Below are 15,553 nucleotides of genomic sequence, written 5' to 3'. Positions count from 1 at the left end.
GGTCGTCCTGCGCTGGAAGGGTGCGGTGACCGTGCCCTCGCAGGTCGTGCCGACCGGGGACCTGCTGCCGACCTGACCGGGCGGCGTCGGGCTCGACCCGGCCCCGGTGCGCGATTCCGCGCAATCGGGCGGGTGATGCGGGGTCGGGGTGCCCGATTCCGCGCAATCGGGCGGGTGGGGGGCGGCGTGTCACAGGCCGAAGAGCGGGCGGCAGGCGTCGAAGCCGTCGATCCGTACGCCGCGCGCGGCCGCGCTCGCCCCGGCACCCGCCAGCCAGGCCTCGCGGGTGAGCCGGAGGTGGACCATCGTGTCAACGCCGTCGCCGCGCGCATGCAGGTACTCGCCGTTCGGGCGGTAGCCGAGGGCGCGCGAGACGCCGAGCGAGCCGTCGTTGTCCGGCCAGGCGGAGCTCACCGCCGCGCGCGCCCCCAGCGGCCCGAACGCCAGGGCGAGGACGGCCCGGCGCATCCCCACGCCGACCCCCTGCCCGCGAGCCGAGGGGACCAGCCAGGAGGCCGAGTCGACCGTACGCAGCCGCACGAACTCGCTGCCCTCGAGCTCCTGGAGGCCGACGAGCTCGCCGCGGCGGCGTACCGCGAAGTCGATCCGCCACGCCTCCGGCCGCCAGTCCCCGTGGGCGCGCCAGTGGCTCTGCAGCGCGACGGCACGTCGCGCGTCGCGCGCGTCCGGCAGCGCGTACGTCGCCGCGTCCGGGTCGAGCTCGACGTCGTCGGGCAGGATCTCGGCCAGTGCGAAGGCGGTCGCCTCGTCCACCGGGCGCAGCTCCAGCTCCCCGCTGGTGATCCGCAGGTCCAGCAGCGGCCACGCCGCGTGCGCCATCGCGGGTAGGTGCGAAGCGGCGCCCGCGTCCCCCGAGAGGCCCGCGTCCGCCGAGAGGCCCGCGTCCCCCGACCCACCCGCGTGCTCCGCCACGGCCCGATCCTGCCCCCTCACCCGCCGAGCGTGACGTTGGTGTCCCCCAGACCACGGGTTCGCGGACAAGAACGTCACACTCGCGCGGTGGGTGAGGCAAAACGGGGCGCGGGGGCGGGGCGTGGGCCCTACGATCCGGCCGAGGGGACCGACGACTGGGGCGCCATGGGGCCGGACAGGGTGGTGACCACGCGGAGCGGCGGCATGCCGCGGACGCGAGCAAACCTGCCCGACGACCGGCCCGACGGGCACGGCACGGCCGGGTAGCGGGGGAGCCATGACGCCCACCGTCGTCACCGCCGACACCTCCGCCGAGGCGCCGCCTCGCGGACGGCCGCCCTGGCGGTGGGTGGCTGCGACCGCTGTCGTCACGGCCATCGTGGTGGTCCTGGCCGGGCTGGGCATCACCTACTGGGCGAGGACACCGAAGGCGTTCGGCCCGGTCGAGGGGGCCACGACGTTCGATCCGGTTCCGGTGGGGACCACGTACCTGGCCGGGGACATCGTCGGCCCGACGCATCCCGTGCACCTGCACTCGGTGGAACCGAACATCGTCGAGAACTCGGCGATCGCCATCGTCGACGTCGTGCTGTGCACGGCGCGCAGCCAGGAGCCGCTCGGCGCCGTCAAGGGCTCGCTCGCCACGTGGTGTCGTACGGTGCGGGCTCCTCGCGGCACCTACCAACGGTTCCGAGGCGGCTCGGCGTACGGACACGAGTTCCTCGTGGTGGTCGTGCGGACCTACGCGCCGGGCGTCGTGAAGATCCACGGGGTCCGGGTGCGTTACCGCGACGGCCTGCGCGTCGGGGACGAGATCACCGGGACCGACGTGACGCTCACCGCCGCCTGATCGCCGATCGTTAGGCCCGCGAGCGTGACGTTGTTGTCCCCTGCGGCGGGGTCCGGGGGGCAACAACGTCACGGTCGGCGGGGCGGGCCATGGCGCTGCCAGGGCAGGGGCGGGCGCGCGCCGAGCTGCCAGCGGGGTGCGAACGGAGGCCGGCGGGCCGCGAGGGCGTACGTCTGCCGGATCGCCGCCTTCGCGCCCAGGCCGCCGCGGTGCAGATCGGGTCCGCCGACCACCGCCACCTCGAGGCCGATGCCGCGCAGGCCGCGCAGGCGGACCTCGTCGGACCAGGGCTGCAGGCCCTCGCGGTGCCAGGCGCCGTTGAACTCCCCGGCTACGCCGGCGGCCTCGTCCAGGAGATCGGTACGGCCCAGGAAGTTCCCCTCCCTGTCGAGGACGACCTGGTTCGCGAGCGGCCGGCCCAGTCCCGTGTCCACCCAGTACACGCGAAACTCGGACTCCCGCGGCGACTCCGCCCAGGGGTCGGCGAGCTCCAGCGCGCGTCGCGCGAGACGTACCCCGCGCCGCCCCGCACTCGCCGCGAGAAGCTGGGCGAGGTCCTCGGCCGACGCGAGGCCGAAGCGCAGGACCGCATCGGTCAGGACCTGCGCGACGACCCGGTCACGGGTACGCGCGATCTCGGTGAGCCAGGCGACCGGCGCGGACGCCACCGGGAGGCCGGCGACCTCGGTGAGCTCGATCGCCGCGTCGCGGCGGACCACGTCGAGCCCGGGCCGCAGCCGGGGCTGGGTCCCGGGGGGCGCCTCGACCCGTACGGGCAGCGGTTGCATCCCCCGGCCCCGCCCGTCCACCCAGTCCCCGGGGAGGCCGCGGACCCGCAGCGCCGACCAGCCGGTCAACCCCGCACCATCGGGCAGCAAGTACGCCGCGGCGCTGATGGTGAGGTCGAGATCAGTCTCGCCCTGGGTGCGGATGCCGCGGAACGGCTTGCCGTACGTCGGCCCGCGCAGCACCCCGGGCGACAGTCCTCGTCGACGGCCCTCGGCGTAGCTGAACACCAGTCGGTCCGCACCCCCGTGCGTGCCCCCGTGCACTCTGCCAGGGTGCCCGCCGAGAGGGAGGTTGTGCGGCGCCCGTCCACACCCCCACCCGGGGCGCCTCGGGCGGGACCCCGCGAGCGTGACGTTGTTGTCCCCTGGGGGGCCTGCCGAGGGGCAACAACGTCACACTGGCGAGACGAGGGGGAGTGCGGGCCGGGTCGGGGGAGCCCGTGGGGCGTGGCGGCGAGGTGGCCGTCGGCGGGGCGGGTTAGCCTGGGCCGGTCCGGCGCGGCGGCTCGATCTTCCCCTCGGCAGCGGCGGCGGTACGTGCCCCAGCGGCACGGCGGAACGGGTGAGCGGCGCCCCCCGCGGGCGGCGTACGCGATCCTCGGCAGGCAGCGACGGGACAGGGTCAGAGGGGAACGCCCGGTGGGTTCGAGCCAGGAGTTCGTGCACCTGCACGTGCACACCGAGTACTCCATGCTCGACGGCGCCGCCCGGCTGAAGGAGCTGTTCGCCGAGGCCGAGCGGCAGGGGATGCCCGCCCTGGCGATGACCGACCACGGCAACGTGTTCGGGGCCTACGACTTCTACACCCAGGCGCGCGCCCACGGGATCAAGCCGATCATCGGCATGGAGGGCTACTACGTCCCCATCGGCTCGCGCTTCGACCGCCAGCCGTTCAGCTTCGGGGCGGCCGTCGGCCAGGACGTCGGCGACGAGGGACTGGGGCGCGACAAGGTCAACTACACGCACATGACCCTGCTCGCGGAGACCACCGAGGGCATGCACAACCTGTTCCGGCTCTCGAGCCTGGCCTCGTTGGAGGGTCAGTACCGCAAGTACCCGCGCTTCGACAAGGAGCTGCTCGAGCGCTACGCCACGGGGATCATCGCCACCACCGGCTGCCCCAGCGGCGAGGTGAACCGCTGGCTGCAGGTCGGCCACTACGACCGGGCGCTGCAGGCCGCCTCGGACTACAAGGACATCCTCGGGGCGGGCAACTTCTTCTGCGAGGTCATGGACCACGGGTTGGAGATCGAGCGCTCCACCCGCGAGCAGCTGCTGAAGATCGCCAAGGAGCTGCAGCTGCCGCTGCTGGCCACCAACGACCTGCACTACACCCACGCCGCCGACGCCGAGGCGCACGAGGTGCTGCTGTGCGTGCAGACCGGCAAGACCCTCGCCGACCCGAAGCGCTTCCGCTTCGACGCGAACGACTTCTACCTCAAGTCCGCGGCCGAGATGCGCGCGGTCTGGAGCGAGCTGCCGGAGGCGTGCGACAACACCCTGCTGGTCGCCGAGCGCTGCGCCATGGAGTTCAGCGAGGGCGCCGACCTCATGCCGCGCTTCCCGGTCCCGGCGGGGGAGACCGAGGAGTCCTGGCTGGTCAAGGAGGTCGAGGCCGGGCTCGCCCGCCGCTTCGGCGGCGCGGACCTCGTGCCGCAGGGGCACCGCGCGCAGGCGACGTACGAGGTCTCCGTCATCACCCAGATGGGCTTCCCGGGCTACTTCCTCGTCGTCGCGGACCTGGTCCGCTACGCCAAGGAGAACGGCATCCGGGTCGGCCCCGGGCGTGGCAGCGCGGCCGGCGCGCTGATCGCGTGGGCGCTGGGCATCACCGAGCTCGACCCGCTCAAGCACGGCCTGCTGTTCGAGCGCTTCCTCAACCCCGAGCGCATCTCGATGCCCGACATCGACCTGGACTTCGACGAGCGCCGGCGCGGCGACATGATCCGCTACGCGACGGAGACGTACGGCGAGGAGCGGGTCAGCCAGATCATCACCTACGGCACGATCAAGGCGAAGGCCGCGGTCAAGGACGCCAGCCGGGTGCTGGGCTACCCCTTCGTCCTGGGCGAGCGGATCACCAAGGCGATGCCGCCGGCCGTGATGGGCAAGGACATCCCGCTGTCAGGCATCTTCGACAAGACCCACGAGCGCTACGCCGAGGCGGCGGAGTTCCGGGCCCTGTACGACGCCGACGGCGACGTCAAGCGCGTCGTGGACACCGCGCGCGGCATCGAGGGCCTGCGCCGGCAGTGGGGCGTGCACGCCGCCGGGGTGATCCTGTGCAGCAAGCCGCTGCTCGACGTCATCCCGATCCAGCGCCGCGAGCAGGACGGCGCCGTCATCACCCAGCTGGACATGGGCGCGTGCGAGGCGCTCGGCCTGCTGAAGATGGACTTCCTCGGACTGCGCAACCTCACCGTCCTCGACGACTGCCTCGCGCACATCGAGGCCAACCGCGGCGAGCGCGTCGTGCTCGAGGAGCTGACCCTGGACGACCCGACGACCTACGAGCTGCTCTCGCGCGGGGACACCCTCGGCGTCTTCCAGCTCGACGGCGGGCCGATGCGCGCCCTGCTGCGCTCGATGCAGCCCGACAACTTCGAGGACATCTCCGCGGTCATCGCGCTGTACCGCCCCGGCCCGATGGGCGCCAACGCGCACAACGACTACGCCGACCGCAAGAACAGGCGCAAGCCGGTGGAGCCGATCCACCCTGAGCTCGCCGAGCCGCTGGCGGAGATCCTCGACGACACCTACGGCCTGATCGTCTACCAGGAACAGGTCATGGCCATCGCGCAGAAGGTCGCCGGCTACAGCCTCGGCCAGGCGGACCTCCTGCGCCGCGCGATGGGCAAGAAGAAGAAGGCGATCCTCGACAAGGAGTTCGTCCCGTTCAGCCAAGGGATGGCCGAGCGCGGCTACAGCGCGGGGGCCATCAAGACCCTCTGGGACATCCTCGTCCCGTTCGCCGACTACGCCTTCAACAAGGCGCACAGCGCCGGTTACGGCCTGGTGTCGTACTGGACCGGCTACCTCAAGGCGAACTACCCGGCCGAGTACATGGCGGCCCTGCTCACCAGCGTCAAGGACGACAAGGACAAGTCCGCGCTCTACCTCGGCGAGTGCCGCCGGATGGGCATCAAGGTGCTGCCTCCGGACGTCAACGACTCCGACGCCAACTTCACCCCGCGCGGGGCGGACATCCGCTTCGGCCTGTCCGCGATCCGCAACGTCGGCGGCAACGTCGTCGCCTCGATCCTCGCCACCCGCCGCGAGAAGGGCCGCTTCAGCGACTTCGGCGACTTCCTGGCCAAGGTCGACGCGCTCGTCTGCAACAAGCGCACCGTCGAGTCCCTCATCAAGTCGGGCGCCTTCGACTCCCTCGGCCACCCGCGCCGGGGCCTGGTGCTGGTCCACGCCGAGGCCATCGACCATGTCCTGGAGACCAAGCGCGCGGAGGCGATCGGCCAGTTCGACCTCTTCGGCGGCGGGGGCGACGACGACGCGCCGGCCGGGCTCGGGTTCGACCTGCACATCCCCGACGGCGAGTGGGACAAGCCGGTGCTGCTCGCCGCCGAGCGCGAGATGCTCGGCCTGTACGTCTCCGACCACCCCCTCCTGGGCGTCGAGCACGTCCTCTCCGGGGCCGCCGACTGCTCGATCGTGCAGCTGGCGGACGACGAGTACGGCGACGGTGCGGTCGTCACCATCGCCGGCCTCGTGACCTCGGTCCAGCGCAAGACGACCAAGGAGGGCAAGGTCTGGGCGCTGGCCAGCGTCGAGGACCTCGCGGGCATGGTCGAGGTGCGTTTCTTCGCTCAGACGTACCAGGCCTACGCGACCCAGCTCGCCGAGGACGTCGTGGTCGTCGTCAAGGGGCGGGTGGACAAGCGGGAGGACGTACCCCGCCTGATCGCCATGGAGATGTCGCTGCCCGACCTGTCCGTGGGGGAGCGCGGGCCGGTCGTGATCACGCTGCCGGCGACCCGCTGCATCCCGCCCGTGGTCGACAAGCTCAAGGACGTGCTGGCCGCCCACCCCGGCGTCACCGAGGTGCACCTGCAGCTGGTCAACGGCTCGCGGACAACCGTGCTGGCGCTGGACCAGGGGCTGCGGGTCGCCCCGTCCCCAGCGCTGTTCGGCGACCTCAAGGCGCTGCTGGGGCCAAGCTCGGTGGGCTGAGGGCTCACGTACGCTCTCGGCGCGGCCGATAACGCCAAGGGGGGCCGTCCGGCCCGCGCCGCCCGTGGGGGGAATCTGATGAGCGACGAGACGCCGTACGTCACTGCGCCCGACGTGCTCGCATCCGAGCCGCCGGCGCCCGGCCCGCGCTGGGGCCGCCGCGTCGCGGTCGGCGGCGCCGCGCTCGCCGTCGTGGTGCTCGCAGCCGGCGGCTACGCCGCGTACGGCGCCCTCTCGGGCGGCGGCACCCAGCCGGACACCCTCGTCCCGGCGAACGCGGTCGGGATCGTCGAGCTGGATCTCAACCCACCGGCCGGCCAGAAGCTCAACGCGATGCGGCTGCTGCACCGGCTGCCCAAGGACACCGTGCACGTCGGCGCGGACAACTACCGGGACGCGCTGCTACAGACGATCTTCGCCAAGGCCAACGGGATCGACTACGCGACCGACGTCGACCCGTGGCTCGGCGACCGCGCCGCCGCGGCGGTCCTGCCGCCGGTCGCGGGCGGCGACAGCCCGACGACCGAGGTCGTGCTGCAGGTCAAGGACGTCGCCAAGTTCAAGGCCGCCGCGCCGAAGCTCTTCTCGGCCAGCGGTGACGGCTGGGTGATCCGCGACGGCTACGTCGTGATCTCCCAGGACACCGACACCGCGACGCGCCTGGCCGACTCCGCGGCGAAGGCCGACCTCGCCGACAGCTCCGACTACTCGCTGGACACCAGCGGGCTGGGCGAGCGCATCATGACCGGCTGGTACGACCTGTCGCGGGCGGCGACGCTGCTGCCGGCAGCTACGCGCGCGTCGGTGGGCGACGCCGTCCACGGGCGTGCGACCTTCGCGGTCCGCGTCGAGCCGGACGCGCTCGAGCTGGTCGCGAATGAGACCGGCGTCACGAGTGGTGCTGCCGCGCGGGTCGCGCTGCTGCCCAAGCTGCCGGGGGGCACCGTCGCCGCGCTCGAGCTGACCGGCGGCGGCCAGCGGGTGGCCCAGGAGTGGAAGCAGGTCCTCGCGTCGATGTCCTCCTCCGGGGTGGACGCCTCGCAGCTGACGCAGACGTACAAGAGGCAGTTCGGCCTCGACCTGCCCGGCGACCTCACCACGCTGCTCGGCAGCGACGCCGTGGGCGCCGTCGTCGTGCCGACCGACGCCAAGACACCGGTGTTCGGCTACGTCTCGGTGACCGACCCGGCCAAGGCTCGCGCGCTCGCGACCCGGCTCGGCCGTCTGCTGGCCCGCTTCGGGGCGCCGGCGCCGACCGTGACGTCGGACGGCCTCGCCTGGGGGACGTCGCCGGCGTGGGCCAAGGAGGCGACGAGCGGCGACCTCGGCTCGGAGGCCCTGGTCAAGCAGGCGCTGCCGGACCTGGGGACGGCGTCGGCGGCGGTGTACGTCAACGTCGCGGGCCTCTCGGCGCTGTCCGACGGCTCCTCCTCGCTGGCGGGCACGTCCTCCGTGGCCGACGCCGGCGTCGCCGCCGTCGGACTGACCTCGACCTCCGACGGCTCCACCGCCCACCTGAGGGTCCGCGTCATCTTCAAGTGACCCACCCCCGCTCTTCCTCTTGAATGAACGCGGCGTTGTTCCAATAGGTGCGACTGAACGCCGCGTTCATTCCTACGGGGGAGGGGGCGGGCGGGCCGGCTCGAGGCCGGTGACGGAGGGCGGGCCGGCTCGAGGCCGGTGACGGAGGGCGGGGCCAGGCCCAGCGTAGGGTTGATCGCGATGAGTACGTCCGACCCGGCGCCCACGACGCTGTCCTCGAGCGACGTGCTCCCCGCTGGCGGCGTACCCCCCGTCCCGACGGCGCCGTCGGCCCAGCGCGGCTCGTACGTCGTCCGCCGGGAACTGCTCATCGGCCTGCTCATCGTCGGCGGGCTCGCCCTCGTCGGGATCCTGGCCGGGCTGCTGTGGGCCTGGGTCGCCCCTACCCTGCGGGCCGAGATCAACGGGTCCGGCCAGGTCGCGGTGCTCTCGACCGAGCCGGAGGACGCGATCGCCGCCGACGGCTGGTTCGCGATCATCGCGACCGTGGTCGGCCTGGCCGCCGGCTTCCGGATCTGGTGGCAGACGAGGGGCCACGAGCCGGCGGCGGTGGGCGGGATCGTCGTCGGCGGGCTGGTCGGGTCGCTGACGATGCTCGGTGTCGGGGGGCTGATGCGCCCCGGCAACCTGGTGGTCGCCGCCAGCGCGGGGGAGGGGACCGCGCTGCACGGCGCCCTGCAGGTGCACGCCACCGGCGTCCTGCTGCTGGAGTCGGTCTCTGCTCTCGTGCTCTGGCTGGTCCTCGACCTCGTCTTCCCGCGCGACCGGCCGGCCGTGGTGGCCGCGGCGCCGACAGTTGCGACGGAGGAGGACGCCGCGTCCGCGGCGGCGTACCTGTCGACCTTCGCGCCGCCGCCGCGCCACGCCTCGGACGCGTCGCCGACCCCAGAGGTGGAGCCGCCGTACCAGGCCGCCCGGCCGCAGCTCCAGCCGAGCGATCCGGCACCCAGGAGTGTCGCGCCGCCCGATTGAGCCCCACGTCCCACGCGGGTCAGCCCGATTCCGCGCATTCGGGGGCCTAGCCCAGGCCGGAGGCCCCGATTCCGCGCATTCGGGGGGCCGAGCCCAGGCCGCAGGCCCCGATTCCGCGCAATCGGCGGCGGCGGCGCGCAATCGGCGATCGGCGGGGGGCGGGTCCGGCCACGCGCCGGTGGCTGGCTCAGTTGGGAGAGAAGGGCTGGCGGGCGTACTGGATGCCGGGCAGCGACGGGATGTGGCGCAGCAGCGCCTCCTCGCGACGGAGCAGGTCCAGCGCGAGGCGCAGGCGTCGCGTGGTGTCGCGGGAGGCGAGCAGCGCCTGCCGGTCGGCGAGGTCGATGACCATCGCCGCGGACACGAGGTAGGACAGCACCGCGGGGTCCTCGGGGATCGGCGAGGGGTCCTCGGGCTCCGGCACCTCTCGCAGGCCGGCGAGGGCACGGCGGTACGACGCGAAGCGAGCGGCCACCGCCTTCGCCAGGACGGCCGGCGCCTCGCCCGGCGGCTCGGGCAGCCACTGGACGTCGGCCTGCAGGTACGGCAGCGACGTGTCGATCGCCTGCAGCCGGAACCGGTGCGAGCCGGTGGTCACGATGTCGAACCGGCCGTCGTCGTACGGCTCCACCGCTCGCAGCTCGGCCGCGCACCCGACCTCGTGCAGCGCACGGATCCCGTCCGGCCCTACCTCGCGGCCTTCGCGGATCGCGACCACCCCGAAGCGCTTGGGCGCACCCTCGGGGCGGGCGAGCAGCTCGCGCACGAGCTGGCGGTAGCGCTCCTCGAAGATGTGCAGCGGCAGCAGCAGCCCGGGGAAGAGCACGCTGCCCAGCGGGAAGAGCGGGAGCCGCTCGACGTCGCCGACCCGGGGACCCAGCGGCGGCGACGGGTCGGGCTCGGTCACGCTGTCGAGAGTAAGCCGCCACGCCACGAGGGGTCAGCCGCGGCCGGCGAGGCCGCAGGGCCGCGAACCGCTCGCCCCTAGACTGAGCGTCGTGATGCGGCGCATCGACCTGCGCGGGGTGGACCTGGACGGGGTCGACCTCGGCGAGGTGCTGCCGCGCGCCGCCCTCGACGTCGAGGCGGCCGTGGGGGCCGTCCGTCCGATCGTGGACGCGGTCCGCACCCGCGGCGACGAGGCGCTCTTGGAGCTCGCCGAGCGCTTCGACGGGGTACGCCCGCCCGCGCTGCGCGTCCCCCCGCGGGCCCTCGCCGACGCCCTCGCCGCTCTCGACCCCGACGTCCGCGCCGCCCTCGACGTCTCCATCGCCCGCGCCCGGCTCGTCCACGCCGACCAGCGGCGCACCGACGTCACCACCCAGGTCGTCCCCGGCGGCAGCGTCACCGAGCGCTGGGTCCCGGTCCAGCGGGTCGGGCTGTACGTCCCCGGCGGCCTCGCGCCCCTGGTCAGCAGCGTCGTGATGAACGTCGTCCCCGCGCAGGCCGCGGGCGTCCCGTCCATCGCGGTCGCCAGCCCGCCGCAGCGGGACAACGGCGGGCTGCCCGACGCCGGCGTCCTCGCCGCGTGCGCGCTGCTCGGCGTCGAGGAGGTCTACGCCGTCGGCGGCGCGCAGGCGATCGCCATGTTCGCCTACGGCACCCAGAGCTGCCCCAAGGCCCCCATGGTCACCGGCCCCGGCAACATCTACGTCGTCGCCGCGAAACGCCTGCTGCGAGGCCGGATCGCCATCGACTCCGAGGCCGGCCCGACCGAGATCGCCATCCTCGCCGACGTCAGCGCCAACCCCGCGATCCTCGCCGCCGACCTCATCAGCCAGGCCGAGCACGACACCGTCGCGGCCTCCGTGCTGGTGACCGACGACCTGCAGCTGGCCGACGCGGTCGAGGACGAGCTCGAGAACCAGGCCGAGGCGACGAAGCACACGCAGCGCATCACGACGGCGCTGTCGGGCCAGCAGTCCGCCATCGTCCTCGTCGACGACCTCGAGGCGGGCATCCGGGTCGTCGACGCCTACGCCGCCGAGCACCTCGAGATCCAGACCGAGGAGTCCGGCGAGGTCGCGGCGCGGATCCGCAACGCGGGCGCGATCTTCGTCGGCCCCTACAGCCCGGTCTCCCTCGGGGACTACGCCGCCGGCTCCAACCACGTGCTGCCCACCGGCGGGTGCGCCTGCCACTCAGGCGGCCTGAGCGTGCAGACGTTCCTGCGCGGCATCCACGTCATCGACTACGACGAGGCCGCACTGGCGGCGACGCGCGACACCGTCGTCGCCCTCGCGCATGCCGAGGACCTCCCCGCGCACGGCGCGGCGGTCGACGTCCGCTTCCGCCGATGACCGGCCTGGACGAGCTGCCCCTGCGCGAGGACCTCCGGGGGCAGGAGCCCTACGGCGCCCCGCAGCTCGACGTACCGTTCCGGCTCAACACCAACGAGAACCCCTACCCGCCCTCGGCCTCCCTCGTCGCGGACATCGGCCGCGCGGCCGCGGCCGCCTCCACCGACCTCAACCGCTACCCCGACCGCGAGGCCTGGGCGCTGCGCCAGGACCTCGCGACCTACCTCGCCAAGCGCGAGGGCGTCCACGTCGACGCCGCGCAGGTGTGGGCGGCGAACGGCTCCAACGAGGTCATGCACCAGCTCTTCCTCGCCTTCGGCGGACCCGGCCGGACGGCGCTCGGCTTCGCGCCGACGTACTCGATGTACCCCGAGTACTGCCGCGACACCTTCACCGCCTGGGTCACCGCGCCGCGCGCACCCGACTTCACGCTCCCGCCCGAGGTCGCGCGCGAGGCGGTACGCCGGCACCAGCCGACCCTCGTCGTCGTGCCGTCGCCGAACAACCCGACCGGTACGTCGCTGGCGCCCGAGACCGTGCTCGCGCTGCTGGACGCGACGCACGACGACGGCGGGGTCGTCGTCGTCGACGAGGCGTACGCCGAGTTCCGCCGCCCGGGCACGCCGTCGGCGCTGTCGCTGCTCGCCGACCACCCGCGCCTGGTCGTCATCCGCACGATGAGCAAGGCGTTCGCCATGGCGGGCGGACGGCTGGGCTACCTCGTCGGGTCGACCGCGGTGGTCGACGCGGTGCGCATCGTGCGGCTGCCCTACCACCTGTCCGCCGTCGCGCAAGCCGTCGCGCGTACCGCGATCGCCCACGCCGACGAGCTGCTCGCCTCCGTGGACGCGCTGCGGGAGGAGCGCGACGCGCTCGTCACCTGGCTGCGCCGGCGCGACTTCGACGTGGCTGACAGCGACGCGAACTTCGTGCTCTTCGGCCGGTTCGCGGACCGGCACGCGGTGTGGGAGCGGCTGCTCGCGCGCGGCGTCCTCATCCGCGAGACCGGCCCGGACGGCTGGCTGCGCGTCAGCGTCGGGACGCCGGAGGAGATGGCGGCCTTCCGCCGCTCCCTCGTCGCCGTCCTCGAGGAGGTCGGGCCGTGAGACGTACCGCCTGTGAGGAGATCACGCCGTGAGCCGTACCGCCCGCGTCGAGCGCACGACCAAGGAGAGCTCGGTGGTCGTCGAGCTGGACCTCGACGGCACCGGCGTCGCCGACGTCGAGACCGGCGTGCCCTTCTATGACCACATGCTCGCCCAGCTGGGCAAGCACGGCGGCATCGACCTGTTCGTCCGTACCAAGGGCGACCTCGAGGTCGACGCGCACCACACCGTCGAGGACACCTCGCTCGCCTTCGGGCAAGCGCTGCGCGAGGCCCTCGGCGACAAGGCGGGGATCCGCCGCTTCGGCGACGCGCTGGTCCCGCTCGACGAGGCGGCCTGCCAGGCGGCCGTCGACCTGTCCGGACGGCCGTACGTCGTGCACGTCGAACCCGAGATCGTCGAGCTGATCGGGTCCTACGACACCACGCTCACCCGCCACATCTGGGAGTCGATCAGCGCCTCGGCGCAGATCTGCCTGCACGTGCGGGTGCTCTCCGGCCGTAACGCCCACCACGTGGTCGAGGCGCAGTTCAAGGCGGTCGCACGCGCCCTGCGCGACGCGGTCGCGCTCGACCCGCGGGTGGTCGGCGTCCCCTCGACGAAGGGCACCCTCTCGTGACGTACAGCCCGGCCCCGGACGCTGGACGCTAGGTGGCGAAGCCTTCGGTCGTCGTCCTGGACTACGGCTCGGGGAACCTGCGCTCGGCGGTACGTGCACTGGAGCGCGTCGGCGCCGAGGTCACGCTGACGGGGGACGCGTCGGTGGCCCTCGCGGCGGACGGCCTCGTCGTGCCCGGGGTGGGGGCCTTCGCCGCGTGCATGGCCGGGCTTCGCGCGGTCGACGGACCGGCCGTTGTGCGCCGCCGCGTCGAGGCCGAACGCCCGGTGCTGGGCATCTGTGTGGGGATGCAGGTGATGTTTGAGCGAGGCGTCGAGCACGGGGTGGACACCGACGGGATCGGGGCCTGGCCCGGCGTCGTCGAGCGGCTGCGTGCCGACGTACTGCCGCACATGGGCTGGAACACCGTCTCGGTCCCGGCGGGGTCGCGGCTGTTCGCCGGCCTGGAGGGGGAGCGGTTCTACTTCGTGCACTCCTACGGCGTACGGACCTGGGTCCCCGCCGGGGCGACGACCGGCACCGAGCCGCTGGTGACCTGGACGGAGCACCAGGGCGACCGCTTCGTGGCCGCCGTCGAGGACGGCGTGCTCTCCGCGACGCAGTTCCACCCGGAGAAGTCCGGCGACGCCGGCGCCGCCCTCCTCGGCCACTGGGTCGCCACCCTCTGACGCCCCCGCCCCGCACCCCCCGCCCGCCGACCCGCCCCAGCCCGCCGCCCGCCCTCCGCGCCCCGCCTGCCCCCCACCTGTTCGAATGAACGCGGCGTTCTTCCAATAGGTGCGCAGGAACGTCGCGTTCATTCGAAAGGGGCGGGGTCGGTAGGGTCGCCGGTCGTGGGGTTCGAGCTGCTGCCGGCGGTGGACGTCGCCGACGGGCTGGCGGTACGTCTGCTCCAGGGCGAGGCCGGCACCGAGACGGCGTACGGCGACCCGCTGGACGCCGCCCTCGCCTGGCAGGCGGCCGGCGCCCGTTGGGTCCACCTGGTCGACCTCGACGCGGCGTTCGGGCGCGGCTCGAACCGCACCCAGCTCGCCGAGGTCGTCCGGCGCCTCGACATCGACGTCGAGCTCTCCGGCGGCATCCGCGACGAGGACTCCCTCGAGGCCGCGCTCGCGACCGGCTGCCGCCGCGTCAACCTCGGCACCGCCGCGCTGGAGAAGCCGGACTGGTGCGCCGAGGTGATCGCGCGGTACGGCGACCGCATCGCGGTCGGGCTCGACGTCCGCGGCACAACCCTCGCCGCCCGCGGCTGGACCCAGGAAGGCGGCGACCTCTGGGAGGTGCTCGACCGGCTGGAGGCCGACGGGTGCGCGCGCTACGTCGTCACCGACGTCACGAAGGACGGGACGCTGCGCGGACCGAACCTCGACCTGCTGCGCCAGGTGTGCGCCCGCACCGACCGGCCGGTCGTCGCCTCCGGCGGGGTGTCCTCCCTCGACGACCTGCGCGCGCTCGCGGCCCTGCACGCGGTCGGCGTCGAGGGCGCGATTGTCGGCAAGGCGCTGTACGTCGGCGCGTTCACTCTCCCCGAGGCGCTCACCGCGGTCGCCGATGGCTGAGCGGCTGGGCAGCGGCAGCCCGTACGAGGACGCCGTCGGCTACGCCCGCGTCGTGCGTTCCGGCGACCTCGCGTGGACGGCCGGCTGCACGTCCACCGTCGACGGCCAGGTCGTTCACGAGGGCGACGCGGGCGCGCAGGCACGTACGGCCCTCGGCATCGCCCTCGACGCCCTCGCCCGTGTCGGCATGGGCGCCGAGGACGTCGTGCAGAGCCGGATGTACGTGCGCCACGCCCACGACTGCGAACTCGTCGGGCAGGCGCACGCGGAGATCCTCGGGTCGGTTCGCCCGGTCGCCACGATGCTCATCGTCGAGGGCTTCGTCGACCCGCTCATGCTGGTCGAGGTCGAGCTCGTCGCCCACCGCCCCTGACCCGCGCGGCCCTCCGCACCTCCGCCCGCTCCTCGCAGCCCCGGTGTTCGCCGACGCGGCGCTGCGTAGTGGTGGTCCCAGCGTCCGATGAGGCCGGCCGATTCGTCTGTCGGAGCAGCCGCGGCGCTCCTACCGTTGAGCCAGCCGGGGTTGGCCCGAGGGGAGTCCGCCATGCACCGTCCTAGCGCCGCCACCATCCTCGCCACGCTCGCCCTTGCCGTCGCCGTGGTCGGCGCCGGTCCGCAGGCGCAGGCAGTCGTCCAGAAGATCGTCGCCGACGACTCCAAGCACCTTCAGGGCAAGACCCTCGCCCAGGTCCGTGCCAA

Annotated in this window: 13 protein-coding genes; 10 read left to right on the top strand and 3 right to left on the bottom strand. The window is 73.6% G+C overall.

The window, feature by feature from the left end; all coding sequences use genetic code 11:
• Positions 1–189: 189 nt before the first annotated feature.
• Complete coding sequence (locus tag VMI11_10420; GenBank protein ID HTY72820.1) at positions 190–933, bottom strand: GNAT family protein; 744 nt, start codon at positions 931–933, stop codon at positions 190–192.
• Between the two features lie 277 nt (positions 934–1,210).
• On the opposite strand from VMI11_10420, the gene VMI11_10415 reads away from it, so the two are divergent.
• Positions 1,211–1,783 (top strand): hypothetical protein, encoded by a 573-nt coding sequence (locus tag VMI11_10415; protein HTY72819.1) that lies wholly within the window; start codon positions 1,211–1,213, stop codon positions 1,781–1,783.
• Between the two features lie 68 nt (positions 1,784–1,851).
• On the opposite strand, the gene VMI11_10410 is transcribed toward VMI11_10415, so the two are convergent.
• Entirely contained in the window at positions 1,852–2,835 is a 984-nt protein-coding gene (locus VMI11_10410) for a hypothetical protein (protein ID HTY72818.1), read from the bottom strand.
• A gap of 375 nt (positions 2,836–3,210) precedes the next feature.
• On the opposite strand from VMI11_10410, the gene dnaE reads away from it, so the two are divergent.
• From dnaE to VMI11_10395, 3 genes are all read left to right on the top strand, one after another.
• Entirely contained in the window at positions 3,211–6,756 is a 3,546-nt protein-coding gene (gene dnaE, locus VMI11_10405; GenBank protein HTY72817.1) for a DNA polymerase III subunit alpha, read from the top strand.
• A 78-nt stretch (positions 6,757–6,834) separates the two neighbouring features.
• Positions 6,835–8,298, top strand: a complete 1,464-nt coding sequence (locus VMI11_10400; GenBank protein HTY72816.1) for a DUF3352 domain-containing protein — start codon at positions 6,835–6,837, stop codon at positions 8,296–8,298.
• Positions 8,299–8,478: 180 nt separating this feature from the next.
• Positions 8,479–9,270 carry a hypothetical protein gene (locus VMI11_10395; GenBank protein HTY72815.1) on the top strand — a complete coding sequence of 264 codons (792 nt, stop codon included), beginning with the start codon at positions 8,479–8,481 and terminating at the stop codon, positions 9,268–9,270.
• 187 nt (positions 9,271–9,457) lie between these two features.
• Here VMI11_10395 and VMI11_10390 read toward each other — a convergent pair whose 3' ends face one another.
• Complete coding sequence (locus tag VMI11_10390) at positions 9,458–10,177, bottom strand: LON peptidase substrate-binding domain-containing protein (protein ID HTY72814.1); 720 nt, start codon at positions 10,175–10,177, stop codon at positions 9,458–9,460.
• A 91-nt stretch (positions 10,178–10,268) separates the two neighbouring features.
• On the opposite strand from VMI11_10390, the gene hisD reads away from it, so the two are divergent.
• The 6 genes from hisD (at position 10,269) to VMI11_10360 (ending at position 15,227) form a co-directional block, all read left to right on the top strand.
• Positions 10,269–11,570 (top strand): histidinol dehydrogenase, encoded by a 1,302-nt coding sequence (gene hisD, locus VMI11_10385; GenBank protein HTY72813.1) that lies wholly within the window; start codon positions 10,269–10,271, stop codon positions 11,568–11,570.
• Entirely contained in the window at positions 11,567–12,676 is a 1,110-nt protein-coding gene (locus VMI11_10380) for a histidinol-phosphate transaminase (protein HTY72812.1), read from the top strand. Before hisD ends, VMI11_10380 begins: the two co-directional genes overlap by 4 nt.
• 28 nt (positions 12,677–12,704) lie before the next feature.
• The gene (hisB, locus tag VMI11_10375) at positions 12,705–13,295 is read left to right on the top strand and encodes an imidazoleglycerol-phosphate dehydratase HisB (protein ID HTY72811.1); all 591 of its coding nucleotides are present in this window, start codon (positions 12,705–12,707) and stop codon (positions 13,293–13,295) included.
• A 32-nt stretch (positions 13,296–13,327) separates the two neighbouring features.
• The gene (gene hisH, locus VMI11_10370) at positions 13,328–13,963 is read left to right on the top strand and encodes an imidazole glycerol phosphate synthase subunit HisH (GenBank protein HTY72810.1); all 636 of its coding nucleotides are present in this window, start codon (positions 13,328–13,330) and stop codon (positions 13,961–13,963) included.
• Positions 13,964–14,128: 165 nt separating this feature from the next.
• The gene (gene priA, locus VMI11_10365; GenBank protein ID HTY72809.1) at positions 14,129–14,854 is read left to right on the top strand and encodes a bifunctional 1-(5-phosphoribosyl)-5-((5-phosphoribosylamino)methylideneamino)imidazole-4-carboxamide isomerase/phosphoribosylanthranilate isomerase PriA; all 726 of its coding nucleotides are present in this window, start codon (positions 14,129–14,131) and stop codon (positions 14,852–14,854) included.
• Positions 14,847–15,227, top strand: a complete 381-nt coding sequence (locus VMI11_10360; GenBank protein HTY72808.1) for a Rid family hydrolase — start codon at positions 14,847–14,849, stop codon at positions 15,225–15,227. The genes priA and VMI11_10360 overlap by 8 nt, the downstream gene beginning before the upstream one ends.
• Positions 15,228–15,553 lie beyond the last annotated feature (326 nt).

The organism is Actinomycetes bacterium (assembly GCA_035506535.1).
Classification (GTDB): Bacteria; Actinomycetota; Actinomycetes; order DATJPE01; family DATJPE01; genus DATJPE01.
The sequence above is the reverse complement of the archived record's forward strand: the minus strand, read 5'-3'. Positions and strand labels throughout refer to the sequence as shown.

What these genes read in the sequence shown, in the direction of transcription:
- VMI11_10380 (HTY72812.1), top strand. Translation starts at nt 11,567, where the DNA reads ATGACCGGCCTGGACGAGCTGCCCCTGCGCGAGGACCTCCGGGGGCAG.
- VMI11_10395 (HTY72815.1), top strand. Translation starts at nt 8,479, where the DNA reads ATGAGTACGTCCGACCCGGCGCCCACGACGCTGTCCTCGAGCGACGTG.
- VMI11_10360 (HTY72808.1), top strand. Translation starts at nt 14,847, where the DNA reads ATGGCTGAGCGGCTGGGCAGCGGCAGCCCGTACGAGGACGCCGTCGGC.
- VMI11_10400 (HTY72816.1), top strand. Translation starts at nt 6,835, where the DNA reads ATGAGCGACGAGACGCCGTACGTCACTGCGCCCGACGTGCTCGCATCC.
- VMI11_10415 (HTY72819.1), top strand. Translation starts at nt 1,211, where the DNA reads ATGACGCCCACCGTCGTCACCGCCGACACCTCCGCCGAGGCGCCGCCT.